10 protein-coding genes, 4 tRNA genes and 5 rRNA genes are annotated in these 26,499 nt (G+C 45.4%); 12 read left to right on the top strand and 7 right to left on the bottom strand.

The genetic code is table 11. The annotated features are described in order from the left end of the window. Position 1 precedes the first annotated feature (1 nt). The 3 genes from ACPEGP_RS08945 to ACPEGP_RS08935 are packed head-to-tail and all read right to left on the bottom strand — an operon-like array spanning position 2 to position 3,508. On the bottom strand, positions 2-934 hold the full coding sequence (locus ACPEGP_RS08945; RefSeq protein ID WP_423813181.1) for a Na(+)-translocating NADH-quinone reductase subunit C: 933 nt from the start codon (positions 932-934) through the stop codon (positions 2-4). Further along, the gene (locus tag ACPEGP_RS08940; protein ID WP_191692430.1) at positions 915-2,150 is read right to left on the bottom strand and encodes an NADH:ubiquinone reductase (Na(+)-transporting) subunit B; all 1,236 of its coding nucleotides are present in this window, start codon (positions 2,148-2,150) and stop codon (positions 915-917) included. The genes ACPEGP_RS08945 and ACPEGP_RS08940 overlap by 20 nt, the downstream gene beginning before the upstream one ends. 5 nt (positions 2,151-2,155) lie before the next feature. Further along, entirely contained in the window at positions 2,156-3,508 is a 1,353-nt protein-coding gene (locus ACPEGP_RS08935) for a Na(+)-translocating NADH-quinone reductase subunit A (RefSeq protein ID WP_201589706.1), read from the bottom strand. A gap of 964 nt (positions 3,509-4,472) precedes the next feature. Between ACPEGP_RS08935 and hisA the strand changes: the two genes are divergently transcribed. The 3 genes from hisA (at position 4,473) to ACPEGP_RS08920 (ending at position 7,457) form a co-directional block, all read left to right on the top strand. Then, entirely contained in the window at positions 4,473-5,213 is a 741-nt protein-coding gene (gene hisA, locus ACPEGP_RS08930; protein WP_068408306.1) for a 1-(5-phosphoribosyl)-5-[(5-phosphoribosylamino)methylideneamino]imidazole-4-carboxamide isomerase, read from the top strand. Between the two features lie 202 nt (positions 5,214-5,415). Further along, the gene (locus ACPEGP_RS08925; RefSeq protein ID WP_193030553.1) at positions 5,416-7,053 is read left to right on the top strand and encodes a mechanosensitive ion channel domain-containing protein; all 1,638 of its coding nucleotides are present in this window, start codon (positions 5,416-5,418) and stop codon (positions 7,051-7,053) included. 119 nt (positions 7,054-7,172) lie between these two features. Beyond that, positions 7,173-7,457, top strand: a complete 285-nt coding sequence (locus ACPEGP_RS08920; RefSeq protein WP_193030555.1) for a hypothetical protein — start codon at positions 7,173-7,175, stop codon at positions 7,455-7,457. A 154-nt stretch (positions 7,458-7,611) separates the two neighbouring features. On the opposite strand, the gene rnr is transcribed toward ACPEGP_RS08920, so the two are convergent. The 4 genes from rnr to thrS all read right to left on the bottom strand — a co-directional run bounded on the left by rnr (position 7,612) and on the right by thrS (position 14,252). Next, positions 7,612-9,921 carry a ribonuclease R gene (rnr, locus tag ACPEGP_RS08915; RefSeq protein ID WP_193030557.1) on the bottom strand — a complete coding sequence of 770 codons (2,310 nt, stop codon included), beginning with the start codon at positions 9,919-9,921 and terminating at the stop codon, positions 7,612-7,614. A 148-nt stretch (positions 9,922-10,069) separates the two neighbouring features. Then, positions 10,070-11,314, bottom strand: coding sequence for a toxic anion resistance protein (locus ACPEGP_RS08910; protein WP_191692434.1), 1,245 nt, complete (start codon positions 11,312-11,314; stop codon positions 10,070-10,072). A 476-nt stretch (positions 11,315-11,790) separates the two neighbouring features. Next, positions 11,791-12,294 carry a translation initiation factor IF-3 gene (infC, locus tag ACPEGP_RS08905; protein WP_144297936.1) on the bottom strand — a complete coding sequence of 168 codons (504 nt, stop codon included), beginning with the start codon at positions 12,292-12,294 and terminating at the stop codon, positions 11,791-11,793. A gap of 23 nt (positions 12,295-12,317) precedes the next feature. Beyond that, positions 12,318-14,252: a threonine--tRNA ligase gene (gene thrS, locus ACPEGP_RS08900; protein WP_191692435.1), complete on the bottom strand. Its 1,935-nt coding sequence runs from the start codon at positions 14,250-14,252 to the stop codon at positions 12,318-12,320. 1,060 nt (positions 14,253-15,312) lie between these two features. Between thrS and ACPEGP_RS08895 the strand changes: the two genes are divergently transcribed. From ACPEGP_RS08895 to ACPEGP_RS08855, 9 genes are all read left to right on the top strand, one after another. Next, positions 15,313-16,851, top strand: a 16S ribosomal RNA gene (locus tag ACPEGP_RS08895). A gap of 76 nt (positions 16,852-16,927) precedes the next feature. After that, a tRNA-Ile gene (locus ACPEGP_RS08890) sits at positions 16,928-17,004 on the top strand. A gap of 9 nt (positions 17,005-17,013) precedes the next feature. After that, positions 17,014-17,089, top strand: a tRNA-Ala gene (locus ACPEGP_RS08885). A 354-nt stretch (positions 17,090-17,443) separates the two neighbouring features. Then, a 23S ribosomal RNA gene (locus ACPEGP_RS08880) occupies positions 17,444-20,305 on the top strand. A 118-nt stretch (positions 20,306-20,423) separates the two neighbouring features. Then, a 5S ribosomal RNA gene (rrf, locus tag ACPEGP_RS08875) occupies positions 20,424-20,538 on the top strand. Between the two features lie 908 nt (positions 20,539-21,446). Beyond that, positions 21,447-22,985, top strand: a 16S ribosomal RNA gene (locus ACPEGP_RS08870). A 76-nt stretch (positions 22,986-23,061) separates the two neighbouring features. Next, positions 23,062-23,138: transfer RNA gene (locus ACPEGP_RS08865), tRNA-Ile, on the top strand. A 9-nt stretch (positions 23,139-23,147) separates the two neighbouring features. Next, a tRNA-Ala gene (locus tag ACPEGP_RS08860) sits at positions 23,148-23,223 on the top strand. Positions 23,224-23,577: 354 nt separating this feature from the next. After that, positions 23,578-26,439, top strand: a 23S ribosomal RNA gene (locus tag ACPEGP_RS08855). The 16S, 23S and 5S rRNA genes sit together here with 4 tRNA genes alongside, the layout of an rRNA operon. The last annotated feature ends 60 nt before the right edge of the window (positions 26,440-26,499 follow it).

Below are 26,499 nucleotides of genomic sequence, written 5' to 3'. Positions count from 1 at the left end.
GTTATGCCTCCTTACCGTGTGCTGCTGGCACTACTGCGACCAGTTCGGTTGCGGGATGCGTCTGCTGTTGATGTAAGTTCTGACCCAGTTTTTTATACGGACTTTGACTGGCTTTGACTTCTGTATCCGCCACTGTTTTGCCGTTTTGTTCACGCAGCTGGTCTAAGTAAGGCTTATAGCCTTGCTCACCGAGCCAAAACTGAATCATGTTACTGACGCCGCGACCGGTTAAGGTTGCACCACTGATGCCATCTACCCAGTTGTCTTTTGGATTACCGGCTTTAGTCACACCTGTTGCAACTGCGCCGTTTTCATCATAAGAGTGAATGCCGCTCCACATGGCGCGCCACTCAGGCTCCTCGATACGAGCACCTAGACCTGGGGTTTCTTTATGCTCATAGAAACTGATTCCTTTGATGGTATTCATATCACTTTCAAGCGTTAAGAAACCATAAATCGTACCCCATAGACCATAGCCTTGAATCGGCAGCACCACCATTTCAGGCTGTCCAGCGTCATCACTTTTGACATAGACTTTGGCGTATTTAGGAACACGGCCGATACCAGCAGGGTCATTACCGCCCAAATCTTCGCTTAGCGCCTGATTTTTGGTCGCTTGACTGGCATCGTACGCATTGCGATCAGGAATGCCAGCGGCTTTTAGCGCGTCGTCATCGAGGTAATTGCCTTTATTAAGGTCAACGATTTTTACCTCAAAGTCTTTAAAACGCTCGGCCACATCTTCATTGGTATCAGACGCTGGGTCAAACATACCAGCGGCGACTAAGATATTTTTGTTACGGTCTAAGCGCGCGTTTTCAACTTGTGCTGGTTTCAAACCCACAGCCGCCGCTGAGACCAATACAGAGCACACCAAGCATAGCGTCAACGCCACGCTGATGGTTTTTGCATTATTACTTTTGGGCTTGGACATAACGAACCCTCCGTGCTGTTTGGCGCTTGATATTGGCTTGCGTCACAAAGTAATCAAATAATGGCGCAAATAAGTTGGCGAATAAAATGGCAAGCATGATGCCTTCTGGGAAGGCTGGGTTGACGACGCGAATGAGTACGGTCATAAAACCAATCAAAATACCATAAGCCCAGCGGCCTTTATTGGTGTGAGCAGCTGATACAGGGTCGGTTGCCATAAATACTGCACCAAAGGCAAAACCGCCGATGACTAAGTGCCAATAAAACGGCAGGCTCATCATCATATTGTCTTCAGAACCGACCATATTAAAGACTAGCGATGTGGCAATTAGCCCCACCACACAACCTGCCATGATGCGCCATGAGGCAATGCGGGTCCAAAGTAGAACCACTGCACCTAGCAAAATAGCCAGCGTCGATACTTCACCGATACTGCCTTGCATATTACCTAAGAAAGCATCCGTCCATGTGATGGCATTGCCATAAACATCAACGAAGTCTGCTGGGACGACGCCAAGCGCGGCAAGTCCAAGTGGCGTGGCTCCTGAGAAACCATCAACCGCCGTCCATACTGAGTCGCCTGACATATAAGCAGGGTAAGCAAAGTATAAGAACGCACGACCTGATAGGGCAGGGTTCAGGAAGTTTTTACCCGTACCGCCAAAGACTTCTTTTGCCACGACCACACCAAAGATAATACCTAAGGCAACTTGCCATAAAGGAATATCTGGTGGGAGACACAGCGCAAATAGCACAGAAGTCACAAAGAAACCTTCGTTAACTTCATGCCCGCGCACGACAGCAAAGATAATCTCACAGAGAATACCAACCGCAAAGGTGACGATATAAATCGGTAAGAACTGCATGGCTCCGTAGACAAAGCTTGCCCAGATACTGTCTGGATTGTAGCCCGCCATACTGGTGATAACGGTACGCCAGCCTTCAGGCTGTAAGCCAAGCTGCGCAATCGCTGTTAATGCTTGATGACCGATATTGTACATACCCCAAAACATCGCAGGGAAGGTACATAACCAAACGGTAATCATAATACGCTTAAGGTCGATACCGTCGCGTACGTGTGAGGATGCGTATGTCGTTGAGCCTGGTTGACGTAAAAACGTATCAAACATCTCAAAGATGGCGTAGTACTTTTCGTGTTTGCCACCCTTGGTGAAAGACGGCTCCATACGATCGAACATATTGTGTAAAAATTTCATCGTGGTTAGCCCTCCAGCTCAATGCGCGTTAAGTTGTCACGCAAAATATCGCCGAATTCATATTTGCCAGGAGATACAAAGGTGCATAATGCCAAATCTTCTTCGTCCAATTCAAGTACACCCAAATCGACAGCGCTAACGATGTCTTCGACAATCAAAGCGCGCAGTAGCTGCGTTGGCAGATAGTCTTGCGGCATGACTTCTTCATAGACACCAATTGGCACCATCGCCCGCGGCGAGCCATTGCTCGAAGTGGTAAAGCTATATTTTTTACCACCAAAAAACTGCGAGATATAGATGGGCAATTTAGAGAAGCGATTGGCACCAGCGGTAAAGAAGTGAAACGCTGGACGTTCACGACCTTCGGTTAGCGCGCTGATTTGATTATGAAAGCGACCAAGATAATTGGTATTGCCAAACACTTTACGTCCCGATAAAACAGAACCTGAGATGATACGATTTTCACCCGCTGCAAGCTGACCTTTGGTCAATGCTGAGATATCTGCACCGCGCTCGGTGACCACCAAGTGCGGGTTTTTAACCGCAGGGCCAGCAAGACTAAGCATACGGCGCGTATATAAACGACCAGTAGTAAACAGCTTACCAATGGCAATTACGTCTTGATAACCAATCGTCCACACGGTCACGCCGCGCATAATTGGATGCAAAAAGTGAATGTGCGTGCCAGCCAGACCAGCAGGGTGTTTGCCAGCAAAGCTATGATACTCAGTGACATTATTAGCGGCCGTTTTGGCAACTGGCGTCAACTGGGCATCGCCGTGATGGCAGACAAAGGTCTTGGGGCTGAGGGTTGATAATACAGCAAGTCCGTCATTGAACGCTTGAAGCTGCTCATTAATCAGCAACATCGGGTCAAGCGCTAATGGATTGGTATCCATAGCGGTGACAAAGATAGCGTGCGGACGGGCACCAATATCGGGGGAGCGGCTATAAGGACGCGTACGAAATGCGGTCCATTCGCCAGAGGCAAGCAGTTGGGTTTCAACGACTTCAGAATCTAGGTCAGCAAGTTGCTGGGAGTCGTAGCGCTGAAATTCTACTTCTTCACCGTTTGGGTCGACCGCAATCACAAGACTTTCAAAAACACGACGCTCACCGCGATTAACGGCGACGACCTTACCAGCAGCAGGGGCAGTGTAGATAACGCCGACCCGTTTTTTGTCTTCAAAAACGGGCTGACCTTTAGCTACGATGTCGCCTTCTTTGACATTCATCGTGGGCTTCATGCCCACATAATCATAGCCAACGAGTGCTACATAGGCGGGTCTGTGCTCAGATATCTCGCGGGAGGGTTCACCAGTGATGGGTAAATCCAAACCTTTCTTGATGGTAATCATAAGCGAAAACTTAGTCCATAGTCTAAAACGATACCAGACGTCCTGTTTGGTATATCGGCAGCATGGATAACAGCGTCATCAATAAAGTGCTTTATCACTCCCAAAAAAGGGCGTAAAAAAGTGCTCTAGACATAACACATCATCATAACTACAAGTAAGAGTATTAACGCTGACCTTAGACTCCTTAACAACACGTTAATGTCTTATTCGAATGACCAAAGTGACGACTGGCTACCAAGGTGTATCGTAAAACTTACAAATCTAACCGCGTCCTCAACGAGGATGACAGTAGATAAAATACAGTTTTACCATACGATTTATTAAAATCTTAAAATTTGTCGTATCAGGAATCATAGGGTTATTAAAATTTACGCAGCGCTATTCATTCGAGTGAATATAAATGAGGCATCAATGATTTGTTCATACTTTATGAAAGCTGTCTTTGTGAAAGCTATCTAAGTGCTGGTTAATGACCTATGATTACAGGGTAAACTCAATGTCTTGATAAGCTCAGCATTAATTTAGTGCTAATGCGGTGCTCATATTTACCTTATGCTGATTGCAATCGTCAATAGGTAGCAGACGATTAGGTTTTATCATACAAATACAAATTTACCTAGGATTATACGCTAAACTGACCTAAAATTGCCAGTTGGTAAATGAATTTACCTAATGTTACGAGTGATTCCTTCAGCTAAAACTTATGGTTATGGTTGTGATTACGGTGATGGGTTCTTTATCATTTTTTAACCAAACTTTAATTCGTATTCTCATTTACCACTGCCATTTTTAATATTTAATCAATTTTCCCTAATAGCTGCTTTTAATTTGCTATGCTAAATAAATTTTACGTAGTCGCCCTTTGATGGGCTTGGATACTTTTTTTACTTTTGAATTTTTCTTATTCATATTGTTATTATTCAACTATTTTTAATCGCTGATATCGTTTTATAAGGAATGCTGTATGTGTGCTGTCCCTGTCATTATCCCCGCTATCGATTTAAAAGATGGTAAATGTGTGCGTTTAAAACAAGGTCGTATGGAAGACGATACGGTATTTTCTGATGATCCAGTCGCTATGGCGGCGCGTTGGGTCAATGAGGGCGCGCGTCGCTTACATTTGGTCGATTTAAATGGCGCTTTTGATGGCATCCCAGTACACAAACAAGTGGTCAACGACATTGCCAAAGCTTTCCCCAAGCTGCCGATTCAATTGGGCGGCGGTGTGCGCAATATGAAAACCATCGAGCAGTATATTAGCGCAGGTTTGACCTACATTATTATTGGTACCAAAGCCGTGGAAGATCCTGACTTTGTGACCGAAGCCTGCCGCGAGTTTGCTGGACACATTATTGTCGGTATCGATGCCAAAGATGGCATGGTTGCCACGCACGGTTGGGCAAACGTGACCGATACCAAAGCTACCGAGCTTGCCAAGCGTTTTGCTGATGTTGGCGTATCGTCAATCGTTTATACCGATATCGCTCGTGATGGCATGATGCAAGGCGTTAATGTCGAGCAGACCGTCAATTTGGCACGTGAAGGTGGCTTGCCAGTGATTGCCTCAGGCGGCGTCACCGATATGAAAGACATTGAATTGCTAAAACCTTATGGTGACTGTATCGAAGGGATTATCACTGGCCGCGCGATTTACGAAGGCACCTTAGACTTGGGTGAGGCGCAGCTTTATCTAGATGGTAAATAGTTTTTAGTCGCCATGTCCAGAGAGCGTTATTGGAAATGTGATATAAAGCTAGAATAATAAAGGGATACTTATGGCAGCGTATGTTGACCAGCCTCAATTACGTAGGCTACACAGGTTAAGCCAGCGCCAGTCGCGTATAACGATAAACGTCTACGCTCAGCTGTTATTGCTATTAAGTATCTTTTTAAGTGTTCTTTTAAGCATGCCAACTTATGCGGCTACAGACAGCAGCACAAGTGAGAGTATTATACTCAATAATGAGGCTACTGAAGATAGTACAGCTGACAGTGGGACCAGCGCTCAGACGCCTAACGCCCCAGCTATAAACGCCCCACCTGCCAATGAGCCAAATAATAGTCTAAATAGTGCCATCACTATTACCCCTGCTACGCCAAGTACTTCTGACACTGCGCCCGCGCCAGTTGAAAAACCGCCAGTTATCAGCGGTGAAAGTACTAATAATGCCCAAATCGAAACCACGCCAACGCCGTTAAAAGACAATGATATCCAGCAACGTATCAGTGGCATTTTTTCAGAAATTGACGGCTTGCAAGCAGTAAGTGTCAGCGTCAACCAAGGGGTTGTAACCTTAACCGGTGAGACGCCTAACGAGAAAAAAGCCCAGCAAGCGATTAATCTGACCAATCGCTTAACCGACGTGGTGACGGTAGAAGATAGAATCAATCGCACCCTTGATGTGCAGGATAATGTCTCGACTGTTTATCAGAGTCTCAAAGCGCAAACCAAAAACCTAGTCAAAGCGTTGCCGCTACTACTCGTAGGGATTGTTTTATTTGCCTTAGTGACGTGGTTTGGCAGTTGGTTATCCAATCGACAAAAAATGTGGCAACGTCTTACGCCAAATCCCTTTGTCGCAGAGTTACTTGCCCAAACCGTTAAAGTCATTTTTATCATTTTCGGTCTTATCTTAGCGTTAAGTTTGATTGGTGCTGAGACTATCTTGGGCACGCTGCTTGGTGGGGCAGGTGTTATTGGTATCGCCGTTGGTTTTGCCGTCAAAGACACCATTGAGAACTATATTGCCTCGCTCATGCTCAGTATCCGCCAACCGTTTCGCGCCCGCGATCATATTTTGATTAACAATCAAGAAGGCATCGTGGTGCGCCTAACCTCACGCGCCACGATTTTAATGACCTTAGACGGCAATCAGTTACGTATTCCTAACGCTGAAGTCTTTAAAGCAACAATTTTAAATTACACCAAAAACCCCGAGCGCCGTTTTACCTTTGAGCTCGGGGTTGATGCCAACGACGATCCGCTTGCTGCGATCAAGGTAGGTATCGATGCCATCTGTCAGTTGGGATTTGCCTTAGATAAGCCAAAAGTCACGGCGGTTATCAAAGAAGTCGGCGAATCAAACATCGTTTTACAGTTCCAAGTATGGGTCAATCAATTGGAGGCAGATTTCTCCAAAGCCCGCAGTATCGCCATTCGCGAAACCAAGCATGCCTTAGAAGATGAAGGTTTTACTTTACCCGAGCCCATTTATCAGTTGCGCTTTAACCATAAGCTAGAAAAAGCCTTTGAGCATTTCCAAAGCAGTCAAACGAACGATAAATCACCAGCGGAAACGACGGTAACGCCGCACATTTCTGCAACTGATAAAGCGTCTGATGTATCTTCTGCTACTGGTACTAGCATTGAAGATAAAGATAAGAAACAAGCAAAGGCGCGGGCCAAGCATATCTTACAAGGTCGCAATGCCGACGAAGTACTCGATGCGCGTCCTGACCAGAAACTAATGGAAAAAGTTGAGCAAGAAATTGCCGAAAATTCAGATGAAACCGACCTATTAAGTAACAACAGTCCGCAAGAATAGCCCAAAAGAGTGGCGTTGAAGATTATCTATTAAAAAATGATTACTAACTATAAAAGTCGGCATAAAAAATGCAACGAAACGTCTATCTACCTTTTATCGACATAGACGAGATATTTTTTATGCAAATCAAACATCTGATTATTTTTGCTTTGGCTGGTATCGTTATTCTCGCAGGGTTTAATATGATCAGCGGCAGCCAACGTGAAAAAAATAGAGAAGCGTTAGCCGCTAGTAGTGTCGCAGAACAAACTGACATTAACGTAGCTGAGAGTAATACTTCAGATATCGCAAGTCAGCCGTTAGGGCAGCAGCCAAAAGCTATCCTTGATAAAGCAAGCACGCAGATAGAACAAGCGGAGCAGGTCAGTCAACAACGCCGCGAGCAAATCGCTAATACGCAATAGGAGCTTTAAACCTTAGAGTTATTATTGTTTAGAATTTTAAGGCTGAAATAAGTGGCGTCTTAATAACAGCATCTAATTAATCGCCCTTTAATGAATACAAAAAAAAGACTAACGATAATGTTAGTCTTTTTTTAATCTTAACATTTAGGCAACGTTAGCTTTTTTTGCTGGTGCCTTTACCACGGCTGCTGCTTCTTTTAGAAGGGGGTTTATTCGCCGAAGTTTTGTTAGCAGAGCTCTTACCAGCCGAATTGTTCTTTGGCTGATCGCGTTTGGTTTGATTCATTTGGCTTGCTTGTAGCTTAGCTTTAAGATCAAAGTCGATTTGTAGCAGGTCCATATTAACGCCCGCTACTTTTACGCGAACCAAATCGCCAAGCCCAAATACCGTGCCTCTGTCTTTACCGATAAGCTGTTGTTGCTGCTCATCATAGACAAAGAAGTCGTCGCCAACGTTGGAGATGTGCACGAGACCATCGATATATAAGTCGGTCAAGGTCACAAATAAACCGAAGCTCGTCACAGTCGTCACCACGCCATCGAACTCTTCGCCGACATGATCTTTCATATAATGACATTTGAGCCAAGATTCCACATAACGCGATGCTTTTTCGGCGCGGCGCTCGGTATCTGAGGTTTGCGTGCCAGCATCTTCAAGCGAGAAATCCATTACTGGCTGCTGGCTATTAGTCACTTTCGCTTTAATCGCGCGATGCAGCATTAAATCAGGATAGCGGCGAATCGGCGAGGTAAAGTGGCTGTATTCATCATAAGCCAAACCAAAGTGACCGATGTTGTCAGGCGCATAGTTCGCTTGCATCATCGAGCGTAGCAGCATGCTGTGGATGCTAATCGCGTCAGGGCGGTCTTTGGTAGCTTCGATGATACGCTGATAATCTGCTTGCGTTGGGCTTTCCTCAGGGAAGCTTAAGCCAAAGTTTTTGGCATATTCATGAATGCGCATTGACTTTTCGCTATCAGGCTTATCGTGGTTACGATATAAGACAGGCAACTCATGTTTTAGGGCAAAGTTTGCTGCACAGGTATTGGCAAGCAGCATACATTCTTCGATAAGCTTTTGCGCATCGCCGCGCGTACGCGGTAAAATCGCTTCGATGCCACCTTTTTCATTAAACTTAATATACGTTTCGACTGTTTCAAACTCCATGGCATGGCGTTCTTCACGTTTTTTTAGCAGCAGCTCATACAATTGATGTAAGGTATCGACCGATTTTTTAACATCTTTATTAGCCGTTAATGATTCAGGAACGCTTTTATCTTTTGGATTGGCAAGGTAAGCATTCACTTGGTTATAAGTCAGGCGCGCTTGTGAGTGCATCACACCCGGATAAAACTCGTAGCCTGTGACTTTACCAGCACGCGATATCTTGATATCGGCAACCATACAGAGACGGTCAAGGTTGGGGTTCAAAGAGCATAGGCCGTTAGACAATACTTCTGGCAGCATCGGAATCACGCGATGCGGAAAATACACTGACGTGCCGCGCTCGTAAGCATCTTTATCAAGTGGTGAGTTTGGCGTGACGTAATAGCTTACATCAGCAATCGCTACTAAAACACGATAGTTACCGCCTGAGCGTTTTTCGGCAAACACTGCATCATCAAAGTCGCGCGCGTCTTCACCGTCAATAGTAATAAGAGGTAAATCGCGCAAGTCTGTACGACCTTTCAAGTCTTTTTCGGTCGGCTCTTGATAGCTATTGGCCTGCTGTAATGCCGCTTCGCTAAAGTCTGACGGGATATCATAGTTGAGTAGAGTCGTCTCAATAATCAATTCACGGTCATTATCATCAGATAAGACTTGAGTGATTTTACCAGTGGCAAACTCGTGTTGGTTTGGCCAATCGATAATATCGACTTTGACTGGCGCACCTTGTTTGGCATCTAACGCTTGCACGTTTTCTTCAGTGACGGTAATCGGCTGATGGTTATTTGGGCTACCAAGCTCAACGCAATAACCTTCTTCATCATGCGCCAATGTACCAATAAAATTGTTTTGGCGACGCTCAACGATATCGACAATACGCCCTTCGGTACGACCGCGATTATCCGTAGAGGTGCCAACCGCTTGTACGGTATCGCCATTAAATACCCAGCGCATCTGCTTTTCATGCAAAAACAAATCAGGCATATCGCTCAATATCACAAAGCCAAAGCCTTTAGGGTGAGCTGACACGGTGCCAGTGACGATATCGTGTTCGGTTACAGTACGATAGCGATAAGGACGCCCGTCGCGGTTTACTTGCCCATCGCGCGCCATTGCCTTTAGACGATTGCCTAAAGCATCAAATTGGTCAGGGTCATCAATATTAAAGGCTTTTGCCAATTGTTGATGCGTGACTTCACCGTATTCATTAATCGTACTGAGTATCAGTTCGCGACTAGGAATAGGGTTAACGTATTTTTGTGCCTCACTCGAGGCGTTTGGATCATTCCAACTCATAAATTACCGTATCTATTTTTTAAAATTATTAATAAGTGCTATCTTAACACGAACAACGCCGTAATATCTTAGGTCAATTGTCTTATGTGTATCAGATAGCAAGTAGCTGCTAGCTTGTATCGCTAACAGCCTTCGACATGCGAGCCAATCAAATATCAATATCGACCGTATTTGATTGATTGGTTATCTTTTTAGTATTTAATTCTTTCGATACTTCAAGGACAGTCGTTTGATTCGACTTATCGAGATATTTCTGCGCTTTATCAACCTCGGCTGTCAGAGTATTGACCGTTTGCTTCATATTTTCTAACGCCTCGATTTTATAGTTACTAATCATATCCATCGTTTCATAAACGTTATTGAAGGCGTTTTGGAGTTTATCAAGCTCAATCGTGCTACTGGTTGCCTGCTCGTGAATTTCAAGTGACTGACGTTTGAGCATCGCAGAGGTCGATTCAATCAAGCTGCTAGTGGTTTTATTGAGTGCGGTGATTTGATCGAGTACCAGTTTTTGATTGGTCATTGCTTGAGCAACCACCACTGCCGTACGTAGCGCCGAGATAGTCGTCGTCGTCGCGCGATCCACACCTTTAATCAGCTCTAGGTTGTTTTTACGAATGGTATCAAGAGCCAAGTAACCTTGTACGTTTACCGCCAATTGCGTTAAAAAGTCAGTATTTTTTTGCCGTACATAGAACAACATCTCTTCTTTAATAATACGTGCCTTTTCGGGGTCAGTAGCTTCAACGGCATAAACCTTTTGCTCAAGCTGCTCATCGATTTTTTTACCCACATAAATGTATTGGCGAATCGATTGCATCAGCTCCCACATGTTAACTTTTTCTTGCTCAATCATAGCATTGTCTTTGAGCAGTTCGTCTTTACCGTTATAGAGGCTGGTCACCACGGCGTTAATATGTGATTGCGCTGACTCGTATTGACGGAAATAATCTTGGACTTTGTTACCAAATGGAATCAGACCGAAGAGCTTACGCGAGCTGGTCAGCTCTTTTTTGCTCGGATCCAAATCTTCAACAATTCCGCGCAGCTCGGTCAATGACTTGGCGATAGGTGAGTTATCAAACAAGCTATCATTAAGACTTTTTGCTGGTAAATCGAGCATACGGTTTGACACTTGAGCCGATTCGCGAATTTCTTTATTACCCAAATTATGGATAGATTGCACGTTTTGCTGAAACTCAGCGCTGTGTACTGAGTTGTTAATCACGTGATCGACAAAGGCATCGACTTTAGCATCAAGTTCAGGAATGTGGCTTTCATCCAGCTTAACCATTTGATCCGCTTCGCTTTTTTGAATCTCTTTCACCGGTTCAGGCGCGGTTAAAGTGATGCTTGGCGTTGAGGCGTTTTCGGGTGGGGTCAATTCTTGCATAAAATTTCCTATAATATCTAAAAAATGGGATTCTTTACCGACGACGTTATTTATCAATGACACTATTTATTAACTATTAATTGACATTAACTATTAATTGTTAATGAATAACAGTTTTTGCTAAGCGCTTTTATAGTCGTGGTTTCAATTGTTTTTATTACCCAATAATTTTTATTCGAATGAGATATGTGTGATGAGATAACCTTTAGATTAACTGGTAATGAAAAGGTTGAGAAGATGGGTTTTGTAAACTGAGGTTGATAAAGCGTTTATAGAGGAATTTGGCTTATAGTACTCAGGTTTTTTAATGCATGTATCTACAGATAAATATGAAAAAACCATCAATATCCCGGAGTATATTGATGGTTAAGAGTATAACTATCTATAATAACGAGCTGTCTGTGTTAGTTAATTGATTATATTAACTAACCATCACATCGATTTACAGCCACTACTCGCTATAATCCACAGGTGGATTATTTTTTCTTAGTAGGCCCAAGCAGCATACCCATTTGACGGCCTTCCATCTTAGGATACTGTTCGACGTTTGAGATATCAGCGGTATCTTCAATGATACGATCAAGTTGTTTACGTCCAATCTCTTGGTGCGCCATTTCGCGACCACGGAAACGGATACTGATTTTAACTTTATCTTGGTTTTCCAAGAAGCTGACGATTTTTTTCAGCTTAACTTGATAATCCGCCTCTTCAGTACTAGGACGTAGCTTCATCTCTTTTAGCTGGGTCTGTTTTTGATTCTTCTTCGCTTCTTTCGCTTTCTGCTTTTGATCATAGAGGAAATGTTTATAATCCATGATTTTGCATACTGGCGGCTTGGCTTCAGGAACCAATTCGACCAAATCTAGATTTTCATCACGCGCCGCTTTCATCGCGGTTTCGATATCGACCACGCCCATTTGTTCGCCATCTTCTTTAACCAAACGGACTTCTTTAGCATTGATATCTTCGTTGATGTTCAAACGGTTTGACTGTTTAATAGGTATTACTCCTCATCTGTTTTTGGGGTCTGTCGGCCTTTTTTGCTGACAGCAGTCTGTACTAAGCTAATAAATTCTGCAACACTCATGACGCCGAGGTTTTCACCTTCACGAGTTCGGACGTTGACACTGCCCGTTTCGACCTCTTTATCCCCTAATACTAGCATATAGGGAACGCGTTCTAATGTTTTCTCTCGTATCTTAAATCCAATCTTTTCGTTACGCAAGTCACTCGTCGCTCGCAAACCTGCATTTTTTAGCTCACGGACCACATTTTCACAAGCATCGGCTTGTTTATCAGTGATATTCATCACCGCCACCTGTTGCGGCGCAAGCCACACTGGCATCCAACCGGCGTAGTTTTCGATCAAGATACCGATAAAACGCTCAAACGAGCCTAAGATTGCACGGTGTAGCATGATTGGGGTTTCACGCTCGTTTTGCTCATTGACGAATTCGGCATCAAGGCGCTCAGGCATATTTGGATCAACCTGTATCGTACCGCACTGCCAGACACGACCCAATGAATCCTTTAGACTAAACTCAATCTTTGGACCATAAAATGCGCCTTCACCCGGTAGATATTCCCAATCAAGACCTGAGCTATCTAGGGCATCTGCCAAGGCTTTTTCGGCAAAATCCCAAGATTCATCGCTACCAACGCGTTTTTCAGGACGGGTTGAGAGCTTCATAATGATATTATCAAAACCAAAGTCTTCATACACCGCAAGGGTAAGCTTAATAAAATCCGCGACTTCTTGCTGAATTTGCGCTTGCGTACAGAAAATATGCGCATCATCTTGCGTGAAACCACGTACACGCATCAAACCATGCAATGAACCAGATGGTTCGTTACGATGGCACGAGCCAAACTCCGCCATACGTAGCGGCAGCTCACGGTAAGACTTTAAGCCTTGGTTAAATACTTGCACGTGACATGGGCAGTTCATTGGTTTTACGGCATAATCACGGTTTTCGCTCGAAGTGGTAAACATATTGGTGGCATAGTTGCCCCAATGGCCTGAACGTTCCCACAAGCTGCGATCGACGATTTGCGGCGTTTTGATTTCCTCATAACCATGGTCATGCTGCACTTTACGCATATATTGCTCAAGTACTTGATAAATCGTCCAACCATTGGCATGCCAAAACACCATGCCCGGCGCTTGCTCTTGCATATGAAACAGATTTAACGCTTTACCAATCTTACGATGGTCACGTTTTTCTGCCTCTTCAATACGTTGGATATAGGCTTTTAAATCTTTTTTATCTGCCCACGCCGTACCATAGATACGTTGTAGCTGTTCGTTCTTAGCATCACCGCGCCAATAAGCGCCTGACATTTTGGTCAGTTTAAATACTTTTAAGAAGCGCGTATTTGGCACGTGTGGACCACGGCACATATCGACATATTCTTGATGATGATACAGACCAAAGGCTTCTTCGCCAGGCATGTCATTGATCAATTTCAGCTTATAATCTTCGCCGCGCTCTTCAAAAATCTTGATGACTTCATCGCGAGGGGTCATTTTTTTGATGACATCATAATCTTGCTTAATCAGCTCCATCATGCGTTTTTCAATTTTTTCCATGTGCTCAGGGGTAAATGGCGTCTCACTATAGATGTCATAATAAAAGCCATCTTCGATAACAGGACCGATGACCATTTTTACGTCAGGATAAAGCTGTTTTACCGCATGACCTAACAAGTGGGCACATGAGTGGCGAATGATATCGACGCCATCAGCGTCTTTTGGCGTCACGATTTCAACTTTTGCATCGGCAACGATAGGGTCGTGTGCATCTACTAAATGACCATCAACGCGTCCCGCGACCGTCGCCTTCGCCAAGCCCGCTCCAATACTTTGCGCCACTTCCATGACCGTTGTATTGCCTTCAAAGTTTTTTACGCTACCATCAGGTAAAGTAATCGCTACCATAATCTATTCACCTTTTTGGGTCCGTTGGCAGTGATGATTGCAACCATCAATCATATAACCGTAAGATCACGTCAATTATATCTAACCACTATGATATGTTGGATATGTTGTAAGAAATGAGCATTAACTACAAGCACTGAGCTAAAATTTATCTTATATATTATGCTAATTAAGTAGCTATCTAATAACTGATCATCAAATCGCTATAATATAGAATAAGTTGCTTGTTCATAAGAGTAAGTAGGAGTGCCATGCAGTAATGTCATAGAAGCCGTTATTATAGCAAACGCTGTCTATTAACACTAGACAGCCGCGACGAAGTCAGCTTCCCTATATAGGTACGCTTAATGTCAATATCAATAGTGACGAATATATCTATAGATACATCTGCTATAACAAAAAAATCTAGGGTTTATAAATGTCCAATTGAGCTTACTAATAAGCTTCGTAGCAAATAATAATTAAACATTAAGGCATGTCTAGAGAATAATCTTCTTTGGTTTAATATCTGATTTTTACTAAGCTATTGAAAAATATGGTTTGTTTACCGTCTTCTAAAATAAATTAAGAAATCTATCGAAAATCGGTTGACACCCAGTTCAAACCGTCTATAATACGCACCTCATTAGGGAGAACCGGAGTTACTTATATGTGGATTTACATATAACAAACCTGGCTAACCCATTGAAACAAATTATAAAAAAGCTTGACAAACCAAATCATTATGATATGATAGTCGGCTCGCTAGATAGGATAAGTTCTTAGCTTAAACTGACTAGCAAAGAGAAAAACCCTATATATCAGTTACTGGACGACAGTAACTTGACACTATTTAAAAGCATAACTAAAGAACAACTTGTGTGGATTTTTGCTGATTCAGAATGCTAAAAAATAAAGTTGGTTTTACTCTCTTTTCGGGAGTCATTCTAACTATAAAAATTATCATTTAAGACAGCAAGAAAACTCAAAGTTAATTCATTATATGAAACATACGAGAGCGTAATTGCCAGATTAAATGAGCCAAGTTTCGAAGTCTCTTTAAAGGACTTCATGCAAGATTAAACTGAAGAGTTTGATCATGGCTCAGATTGAACGCTGGCGGCAGGCTTAACACATGCAAGTCGAGCGGTAACAGGAGAAGCTTGCTTCTCGCTGACGAGCGGCGGACGGGTGAGTAATACTTAGGAATCTACCTAGTAGTGGGGGATAGCTCGGGGAAACTCGAATTAATACCGCATACGACCTACGGGAGAAAGGGGGCAACTTGTTGCTCTCGCTATTAGATGAGCCTAAGTCGGATTAGCTAGATGGTGGGGTAAAAGCCTACCATGGCGACGATCTGTAGCTGGTCTGAGAGGATGATCAGCCACACCGGGACTGAGACACGGCCCGGACTCCTACGGGAGGCAGCAGTGGGGAATATTGGACAATGGGGGCAACCCTGATCCAGCCATGCCGCGTGTGTGAAGAAGGCCTTTTGGTTGTAAAGCACTTTAAGCAGTGAAGAAGACTCCATGGTTAATACCCATGGACGATGACATTAGCTGCAGAATAAGCACCGGCTAACTCTGTGCCAGCAGCCGCGGTAATACAGAGGGTGCAAGCGTTAATCGGAATTACTGGGCGTAAAGCGAGCGTAGGTGGCTTGATAAGTCAGATGTGAAAGCCCCGGGCTTAACCTGGGAACGGCATCTGATACTGTTAGGCTAGAGTAGGTGAGAGGAAGGTAGAATTCCAGGTGTAGCGGTGAAATGCGTAGAGATCTGGAGGAATACCGATGGCGAAGGCAGCCTTCTGGCATCATACTGACACTGAGGTTCGAAAGCGTGGGTAGCAAACAGGATTAGATACCCTGGTAGTCCACGCCGTAAACGATGTCTACTAGTCGTTGGGTCCCTTGAGGACTTAGTGACGCAGCTAACGCAATAAGTAGACCGCCTGGGGAGTACGGCCGCAAGGTTAAAACTCAAATGAATTGACGGGGGCCCGCACAAGCGGTGGAGCATGTGGTTTAATTCGATGCAACGCGAAGAACCTTACCTGGTCTTGACATATCTAGAATCCTGCAGAGATGCGGGAGTGCCTTCGGGAATTAGAATACAGGTGCTGCATGGCTGTCGTCAGCTCGTGTCGTGAGATGTTGGGTTAAGTCCCGCAACGAGCGCAACCCTTGTCCTTAGTTACCAGCGGTTTGGCCGGGAACTCTAAGGATACTGCCAGTGACAAACTGGAGGAAGGCGGGGACGACGTCAAGTCATCATGGCCCTTACGACCAGGGCTACACACGTGCTACAATGGTAGGTACAGAGGGCAGCTACACAGCGATGTGATGCGAATCTCAAAAAGCCTATCGTAGTCCAGATTGGAGTCTGCAACTCGACTCCATGAAGTAGGAATCGCTAGTAATCGCGGATCAGAATGCCGCGGTGAATACGTTCCCGGGCCTTGTACACACCGCCCGTCACACCATGGGAGTTGATTGCACCAGAAGTGGTTAGCCTAACCTTTTAGGAAGGCGATCACCACGGTGTGGTTGATGACTGGGGTGAAGTCGTAACAAGGTAGCCGTAGGGGAACCTGCGGCTGGATCACCTCCTTATAGACAGCATTCGGTCAGCAAGAATTCACAACAAGTTGTTCTTTAGTTTAAGCTTACGTTTATACAAGCGTAATTTGGGTCTGTAGCTCAGCTGGTTAGAGCACCGTGTTGATAACGCGGGGGTCAGTGGTTCAAGTCCACTTAGACCCACCATTTATATATGGGGCCATAGCTCAGTTGGTAGAGCGCCTGCCTTGCACGCAGGAGGTCAACGGTTCGACTCCGTTTGGCTCCACCACTATAAACGCAGTAAGCTTTGAATGCTAATAAATGAATAGGTATCAAACAGAAACAAGTGATTCCAATATAGCGATATATTATCTGATTACTTCTTTCTGTTTTATACGGAAACTTACTACTCGACGAGAGAGTAAGAACTATTTAAAAACATAGATATGAGTCTGGGTTAGAGTGGCGTGTTCACGCGACACTCTAACCTTAAGAAATCCTCTTTTAACGACATTGTTTGTTATCCCAAAGAGGATTTCTTAAAAAAGTAAAGAGAACTGAATCAAGCGTAAACATAGGTGATATCGTTATCATAATTAGATTGTATGACACTTAGAAGTCGAAAGACTACTTGGGGTTGTATGGTCAAGTAATGAAGCGCACATGGTGGATGCCTTGGCAGTCAGAGGCGATGAAAGACGTGACAGCCTGCGATAAGCTTCGGGGAGGCGGCAATATCCTGTGATCCGGAGATTTCTGAATGGGGAAACCCACCTAGCATAAGCTAGGTATCTTATATTTATATAAGAGGCGAACGAGGGGAAGTGAAACATCTCAGTACCCTTAGGAATAGACATCAATTGAGATTCCCCTAGTAGCGGCGAGCGAACGGGGAGAAGCCGATTAGTACTAATGTAGAAGAACAGCGTGGGAAAGCTGACCGTAGTAGGTGATAGTCCTGTATTCGAAACATTAGCATTAACATATTAAGTAGAGCGGGGCACGAGAAATCCTGTTTGAAGATGGGGGGACCATCCTCCAAGGCTAAATACTCCTGACTGACCGATAGTGAACCAGTACCGTGAGGGAAAGGCGAAAAGAACCCCTGTGAGGGGAGTGAAATAGAACCTGAAACCGTGTGCGTACAAGCAGTGGGAGCCTTAATTTATTAGGGTGACCGCGTACCTTTTGTATAATGGGTCAGCGACTTATATTCTGTAGCAAGGTTAACCGTTTAGGGGAGCCGTAGGGAAACCGAGTCTTAATAGGGCGATTAGTTGCAGGGTATAGACCCGAAACCGAGTGATCTATCCATGAGCAGGTTGAAAGTGCCGTAACAGGCACCGGAGGACCGAACCCACTGTCGTTGAAAAGCCAGGGGATGACTTGTGGATAGGGGTGAAAGGCTAATCAAACTCGGTGATAGCTGGTTCTCCCCGAAAGCTATTTAGGTAGCGCCTCGGACGAACACCATTGGGGGTAGAGCACTGTTTCGGCTAGGGGGTCATACCGACTTACCAAACCGATGCAAACTCCGAATACCGATGAGTGATATCCGGGAGACACACAGTGGGTGCTAACGTCCATTGTGGAGAGGGAAACAACCCAGACCGCCAGCTAAGGCCCCAAATTCCTAGTTAAGTGGGAAACGAGGTGGGAAGGCATAGACAGCTAGGAGGTTGGCTTAGAAGCAGCCATCCTTTAAAGAAAGCGTAATAGCTCACTAGTCGAGTCGGCCCGCGCGGAAGATGTAACGGGGCTCAAACTAGGAGCCGAAGCTGCGGATTTGAATTTGTTTTCAAGTGGTAGGGGAGCGTTGTGTAAGCCTGTGAAGGTGTGTTGTAAAGCATGCTGGAGGTATCACAAGAGCGAATGCTGACGTGAGTAACGATAATGCGAGTGAAAAGCTCGCACGCCGGAAGATCAAGGGTTCCAGTCCAACGTTAATCGGGGCTGGGTGAGTCGACCCCTAAGGCGAGGCCGAAAGGCGTAGTCGATGGGAAATCGGTTAATATTCCGATACTTGTTTATAATGCGATGGAGGGACGGAGTAGGTTATGTCAGCCTGGCGTTGGTTGTCCAGGTGAAAGGATGTAGGCTTACAGTTTAGGCAAATCCGGACTGTAATACGGCTGAGATCTGATAGCAAGCGGTACTTGTACCGCGAAGTGGCAAATACCATGCTTCCAGGAAAAGCTTCTAAGCAATAGTTATAAACGAATCGTACCCTAAACCGACACAGGTGATCAGGTAGAGAATACCAAGGCGCTTGAGAGAACTCTGCTGAAGGAACTAGGCAAAATGGTACCGTAACTTCGGGAGAAGGTACGCTGCCGATGGTGATAGGACTTGCTCCTTGAGCTGTTGGCAGTCGCAGATACCAGGCTGCTGCAACTGTTTATTAAAAACACAGCACTCTGCAAACACGAAAGTGGACGTATAGGGTGTGATGTCTGCCCGGTGCTGGAAGGTTAATTGATGGGGTTAGCGTATGCGAAGCTCTTGATCGAAGCCCCAGTAAACGGCGGCCGTAACTATAACGGTCCTAAGGTAGCGAAATTCCTTGTCGGGTAAGTTCCGACCTGCACGAATGACATAATGATGGCAGCGCTGTCTCCAGCAGAGACTCAGTGAAATCGAAATCGCAGTGAAGATGCTGTGTACCCGCGGCTAGACGGAAAGACCCCGTGAACCTTTACTACAGCTTTACATTGAACTTTGACCTGACTTGTGCAGGATAGGTGGGAGGCTTTGAAGCCGAGACGCTAGTCTTGGTGGAGCCATCCTTGAAATACCACCCTGGTCATGTCGGGGTTCTAACTCAGGTATAACAATACCGAGGACAATGTATGGTGGGTAGTTTGACTGGGGCGGTCTCCTCCTAAAGAGTAACGGAGGAGTACGAAGGTGCGCTCAGAACGGTCGGAAATCGTTCATAGAGTATAAAGGCAAAAGCGCGCTTAACTGCGAGACCCACAAGTCGAGCAGGTACGAAAGTAGGTCTTAGTGATCCGGTGGTTCTGTATGGAAGGGCCATCGCTCAACGGATAAAAGGTACTCTGGGGATAACAGGCTGATACCGCCCAAGAGTTCATATCGACGGCGGTGTTTGGCACCTCGATGTCGGCTCATCTCATCCTAGGGCTGAAGCAGGTCCTAAGGGTATGGCTGTTCGCCATTTAAAGAGGTACGCGAGCTGGGTTTAGAACGTCGTGAGACAGTTCGGTCCCTATCTACCGTGGGCGTTGGAAATTTGAGAGGATCTGCTCCTAGTACGAGAGGACCAGAGTGGACGAACCACTGGTGTTCGGGTTGTCATGCCAATGGCATTGCCCGGTAGCTACGTTCGGATGGGATAACCGCTGAAAGCATCTAAGCGGGAAGCCCACCTCAAGATTAGATTTCCCTAAAGAGCCGTTCAAGACTAGGACGTTGATAGGCAGGGTGTGGAAGCACAGCGATGTGTGTAGCTAACCTGTACTAATTGCTCGTTTGGCTTGACCATACAACACCCAAGTGGTTTGTATCAAGTCTAATTATTTCGATATCACCTTAATCCTTGATTCAGTTGGATTAAGATGACACTAGTCATTAAACACACAGACTCATATCTAACCCCCTTTGCTGACGACAATAGCATGATGGCACCACCTGATCCCTTCCCGAACTCAGAAGTGAAACATCATCGCGCCAATGGTAGTGTGGCCCCGGCCATGTGAGAGTAGGTCATCGTCAGCTCTCTATTCCTAAAGCCCCCTAACTTAATTGTTAGGGGGCTTTTTTTTGGCTGCTTTAAGCTAAATAATTATTAATCCAATGACTGGACGTTTTTTCTTTCATAAGGCTCAATATTAGCTATTATTCGTGTATATATATCCGGCTTAAAAATATTATATCCTAATGAAGTAATAGCTTGATGACGTTTTTCTAAAAAACTAATGCTCTATTCAACTTATTTAAAGTGATGTATTTCAATAAGTTGTAATATATATAAAATAAAAATTGATATTAGCTTGACCCCCTACTAAAAGCGCGTATAATGCCACCCAGTCGAAAGGGAAGGGCGTTTAGAAAGTGTTTTGGCACTGAATTAACATCCATTAGCGAGAAAGAACACATCAAACTACTACTAAGTAGGCTGGTAAAAATTTCAAACTAAATAAAAATAACTTCTTGACTAATTAAAATAAGCGTCTATAATACGCACCTCATTAGGGAGAACCGGAGTTACTTATATGTGGATTTACATATAACAAACCTGGCTAACCCATTGAAACAAATTATAAAAAAGCTTGACAAACCAAATCATTATGATATGATAGTCGGCTCGCTAGATAGGATAAGTTCTTAGCTTAAACTGACTAGCAAAGAGAAAAACCCTATATATCAGTTACTGGACGACAGTAACTTGACACTATTTAAAAGCATAACTAAAGAACAACTTGTGTGGATTTTTGCTGATTCAGAATGCTAAAAAATAAAGTTGGTTTTACTCTCTTTTCGGGAGTCATTCTAACTATAAAAATTATCATTTAAGACAGCAAGAAAACTCAAAGTTAATTCATTATATGAAACATACGAGAGCGTAATTGCCAGATTAAATGAGCCAAGTTTCGAAGTCTCTTTAAAGGACTTCATGCAAGATTAAACTGAAGAGTTTGATCATGGCTCAGATTGAACGCTGGCGGCAGGCTTAACACATGCAAGTCGAGCGGTAACAGGAGAAGCTTGCTTCTCGCTGACGAGCGGCGGACGGGTGAGTAATACTTAGGAATCTACCTAGTAGTGGGGGATAGCTCGGGGAAACTCGAATTAATACCGCATACGACCTACGGGAGAAAGGGGGCAACTTGTTGCTCTCGCTATTAGATGAGCCTAAGTCGGATTAGCTAGATGGTGGGGTAAAAGCCTACCATGGCGACGATCTGTAGCTGGTCTGAGAGGATGATCAGCCACACCGGGACTGAGACACGGCCCGGACTCCTACGGGAGGCAGCAGTGGGGAATATTGGACAATGGGGGCAACCCTGATCCAGCCATGCCGCGTGTGTGAAGAAGGCCTTTTGGTTGTAAAGCACTTTAAGCAGTGAAGAAGACTCCATGGTTAATACCCATGGACGATGACATTAGCTGCAGAATAAGCACCGGCTAACTCTGTGCCAGCAGCCGCGGTAATACAGAGGGTGCAAGCGTTAATCGGAATTACTGGGCGTAAAGCGAGCGTAGGTGGCTTGATAAGTCAGATGTGAAAGCCCCGGGCTTAACCTGGGAACGGCATCTGATACTGTTAGGCTAGAGTAGGTGAGAGGAAGGTAGAATTCCAGGTGTAGCGGTGAAATGCGTAGAGATCTGGAGGAATACCGATGGCGAAGGCAGCCTTCTGGCATCATACTGACACTGAGGTTCGAAAGCGTGGGTAGCAAACAGGATTAGATACCCTGGTAGTCCACGCCGTAAACGATGTCTACTAGTCGTTGGGTCCCTTGAGGACTTAGTGACGCAGCTAACGCAATAAGTAGACCGCCTGGGGAGTACGGCCGCAAGGTTAAAACTCAAATGAATTGACGGGGGCCCGCACAAGCGGTGGAGCATGTGGTTTAATTCGATGCAACGCGAAGAACCTTACCTGGTCTTGACATATCTAGAATCCTGCAGAGATGCGGGAGTGCCTTCGGGAATTAGAATACAGGTGCTGCATGGCTGTCGTCAGCTCGTGTCGTGAGATGTTGGGTTAAGTCCCGCAACGAGCGCAACCCTTGTCCTTAGTTACCAGCGGTTTGGCCGGGAACTCTAAGGATACTGCCAGTGACAAACTGGAGGAAGGCGGGGACGACGTCAAGTCATCATGGCCCTTACGACCAGGGCTACACACGTGCTACAATGGTAGGTACAGAGGGCAGCTACACAGCGATGTGATGCGAATCTCAAAAAGCCTATCGTAGTCCAGATTGGAGTCTGCAACTCGACTCCATGAAGTAGGAATCGCTAGTAATCGCGGATCAGAATGCCGCGGTGAATACGTTCCCGGGCCTTGTACACACCGCCCGTCACACCATGGGAGTTGATTGCACCAGAAGTGGTTAGCCTAACCTTTTAGGAAGGCGATCACCACGGTGTGGTTGATGACTGGGGTGAAGTCGTAACAAGGTAGCCGTAGGGGAACCTGCGGCTGGATCACCTCCTTATAGACAGCATTCGGTCAGCAAGAATTCACAACAAGTTGTTCTTTAGTTTAAGCTTACGTTTATACAAGCGTAATTTGGGTCTGTAGCTCAGCTGGTTAGAGCACCGTGTTGATAACGCGGGGGTCAGTGGTTCAAGTCCACTTAGACCCACCATTTATATATGGGGCCATAGCTCAGTTGGTAGAGCGCCTGCCTTGCACGCAGGAGGTCAACGGTTCGACTCCGTTTGGCTCCACCACTATAAACGCAGTAAGCTTTGAATGCTAATAAATGAATAGGTATCAAACAGAAACAAGTGATTCCAATATAGCGATATATTATCTGATTACTTCTTTCTGTTTTATACGGAAACTTACTACTCGACGAGAGAGTAAGAACTATTTAAAAACATAGATATGAGTCTGGGTTAGAGTGGCGTGTTCACGCGACACTCTAACCTTAAGAAATCCTCTTTTAACGACATTGTTTGTTATCCCAAAGAGGATTTCTTAAAAAAGTAAAGAGAACTGAATCAAGCGTAAACATAGGTGATATCGTTATCATAATTAGATTGTATGACACTTAGAAGTCGAAAGACTACTTGGGGTTGTATGGTCAAGTAATGAAGCGCACATGGTGGATGCCTTGGCAGTCAGAGGCGATGAAAGACGTGACAGCCTGCGATAAGCTTCGGGGAGGCGGCAATATCCTGTGATCCGGAGATTTCTGAATGGGGAAACCCACCTAGCATAAGCTAGGTATCTTATATTTATATAAGAGGCGAACGAGGGGAAGTGAAACATCTCAGTACCCTTAGGAATAGACATCAATTGAGATTCCCCTAGTAGCGGCGAGCGAACGGGGAGAAGCCGATTAGTACTAATGTAGAAGAACAGCGTGGGAAAGCTGACCGTAGTAGGTGATAGTCCTGTATTCGAAACATTAGCATTAACATATTAAGTAGAGCGGGGCACGAGAAATCCTGTTTGAAGATGGGGGGACCATCCTCCAAGGCTAAATACTCCTGACTGACCGATAGTGAACCAGTACCGTGAGGGAAAGGCGAAAAGAACCCCTGTGAGGGGAGTGAAATAGAACCTGAAACCGTGTGCGTACAAGCAGTGGGAGCCTTAATTTATTAGGGTGACCGCGTACCTTTTGTATAATGGGTCAGCGACTTATATTCTGTAGCAAGGTTAACCGTTTAGGGGAGCCGTAGGGAAACCGAGTCTTAATAGGGCGATTAGTTGCAGGGTATAGACCCGAAACCGAGTGATCTATCCATGAGCAGGTTGAAAGTGCCGTAACAGGCACCGGAGGACCGAACCCACTGTCGTTGAAAAGCCAGGGGATGACTTGTGGATAGGGGTGAAAGGCTAATCAAACTCGGTGATAGCTGGTTCTCCCCGAAAGCTATTTAGGTAGCGCCTCGGACGAACACCATTGGGGGTAGAGCACTGTTTCGGCTAGGGGGTCATACCGACTTACCAAACCGATGCAAACTCCGAATACCGATGAGTGATATCCGGGAGACACACAGTGGGTGCTAACGTCCATTGTGGAGAGGGAAACAACCCAGACCGCCAGCTAAGGCCCCAAATTCCTAGTTAAGTGGGAAACGAGGTGGGAAGGCATAGACAGCTAGGAGGTTGGCTTAGAAGCAGCCATCCTTTAAAGAAAGCGTAATAGCTCACTAGTCGAGTCGGCCCGCGCGGAAGATGTAACGGGGCTCAAACTAGGAGCCGAAGCTGCGGATTTGAATTTGTTTTCAAGTGGTAGGGGAGCGTTGTGTAAGCCTGTGAAGGTGTGTTGTAAAGCATGCTGGAGGTATCACAAGAGCGAATGCTGACGTGAGTAACGATAATGCGAGTGAAAAGCTCGCACGCCGGAAGATCAAGGGTTCCAGTCCAACGTTAATCGGGGCTGGGTGAGTCGACCCCTAAGGCGAGGCCGAAAGGCGTAGTCGATGGGAAATCGGTTAATATTCCGATACTTGTTTATAATGCGATGGAGGGACGGAGTAGGTTATGTCAGCCTGGCGTTGGTTGTCCAGGTGAAAGGATGTAGGCTTACAGTTTAGGCAAATCCGGACTGTAATACGGCTGAGATCTGATAGCAAGCGGTACTTGTACCGCGAAGTGGCAAATACCATGCTTCCAGGAAAAGCTTCTAAGCAATAGTTATAAACGAATCGTACCCTAAACCGACACAGGTGATCAGGTAGAGAATACCAAGGCGCTTGAGAGAACTCTGCTGAAGGAACTAGGCAAAATGGTACCGTAACTTCGGGAGAAGGTACGCTGCCGATGGTGATAGGACTTGCTCCTTGAGCTGTTGGCAGTCGCAGATACCAGGCTGCTGCAACTGTTTATTAAAAACACAGCACTCTGCAAACACGAAAGTGGACGTATAGGGTGTGATGTCTGCCCGGTGCTGGAAGGTTAATTGATGGGGTTAGCGTATGCGAAGCTCTTGATCGAAGCCCCAGTAAACGGCGGCCGTAACTATAACGGTCCTAAGGTAGCGAAATTCCTTGTCGGGTAAGTTCCGACCTGCACGAATGACATAATGATGGCAGCGCTGTCTCCAGCAGAGACTCAGTGAAATCGAAATCGCAGTGAAGATGCTGTGTACCCGCGGCTAGACGGAAAGACCCCGTGAACCTTTACTACAGCTTTACATTGAACTTTGACCTGACTTGTGCAGGATAGGTGGGAGGCTTTGAAGCCGAGACGCTAGTCTTGGTGGAGCCATCCTTGAAATACCACCCTGGTCATGTCGGGGTTCTAACTCAGGTATAACAATACCGAGGACAATGTATGGTGGGTAGTTTGACTGGGGCGGTCTCCTCCTAAAGAGTAACGGAGGAGTACGAAGGTGCGCTCAGAACGGTCGGAAATCGTTCATAGAGTATAAAGGCAAAAGCGCGCTTAACTGCGAGACCCACAAGTCGAGCAGGTACGAAAGTAGGTCTTAGTGATCCGGTGGTTCTGTATGGAAGGGCCATCGCTCAACGGATAAAAGGTACTCTGGGGATAACAGGCTGATACCGCCCAAGAGTTCATATCGACGGCGGTGTTTGGCACCTCGATGTCGGCTCATCTCATCCTAGGGCTGAAGCAGGTCCTAAGGGTATGGCTGTTCGCCATTTAAAGAGGTACGCGAGCTGGGTTTAGAACGTCGTGAGACAGTTCGGTCCCTATCTACCGTGGGCGTTGGAAATTTGAGAGGATCTGCTCCTAGTACGAGAGGACCAGAGTGGACGAACCACTGGTGTTCGGGTTGTCATGCCAATGGCATTGCCCGGTAGCTACGTTCGGATGGGATAACCGCTGAAAGCATCTAAGCGGGAAGCCCACCTCAAGATTAGATTTCCCTAAAGAGCCGTTCAAGACTAGGACGTTGATAGGCAGGGTGTGGAAGCACAGCGATGTGTGTAGCTAACCTGTACTAATTGCTCGTTTGGCTTGACCATACAACACCCAAGTGGTTTGTATCAAGTCTAATTATTTCGATATCACCTTAATCCTTGATT

It is taken from the genome of Psychrobacter sp. 219-2-C, from assembly GCF_049560815.1.
GTDB classification, from domain to species: domain Bacteria; phylum Pseudomonadota; class Gammaproteobacteria; order Pseudomonadales; family Moraxellaceae; genus Psychrobacter; species Psychrobacter faecalis.
The sequence above is the reverse complement of the archived record's forward strand: the minus strand, read 5'-3'. Positions and strand labels throughout refer to the sequence as shown.

Coding starts and splice junctions, on each gene's coding strand:
- hisA (WP_068408306.1), top strand. CDS start 4,473: ATGTGTGCTGTCCCTGTCATTATCCCCGCTATCGATTTAAAAGATGGT.
- ACPEGP_RS08935 (WP_201589706.1), bottom strand. CDS start 3,508: ATGATTACCATCAAGAAAGGTTTGGATTTACCCATCACTGGTGAACCC.
- ACPEGP_RS08910 (WP_191692434.1), bottom strand. CDS start 11,314: ATGCAAGAATTGACCCCACCCGAAAACGCCTCAACGCCAAGCATCACT.
- thrS (WP_191692435.1), bottom strand. CDS start 14,252: ATGGTAGCGATTACTTTACCTGATGGTAGCGTAAAAAACTTTGAAGGC.
- rnr (WP_193030557.1), bottom strand. CDS start 9,921: ATGAGTTGGAATGATCCAAACGCCTCGAGTGAGGCACAAAAATACGTT.
- ACPEGP_RS08925 (WP_193030553.1), top strand. CDS start 5,416: ATGCCAACTTATGCGGCTACAGACAGCAGCACAAGTGAGAGTATTATA.
- ACPEGP_RS08945 (WP_423813181.1), bottom strand. CDS start 934: ATGTCCAAGCCCAAAAGTAATAATGCAAAAACCATCAGCGTGGCGTTG.
- ACPEGP_RS08940 (WP_191692430.1), bottom strand. CDS start 2,150: ATGAAATTTTTACACAATATGTTCGATCGTATGGAGCCGTCTTTCACC.
- ACPEGP_RS08920 (WP_193030555.1), top strand. CDS start 7,173: ATGCAAATCAAACATCTGATTATTTTTGCTTTGGCTGGTATCGTTATT.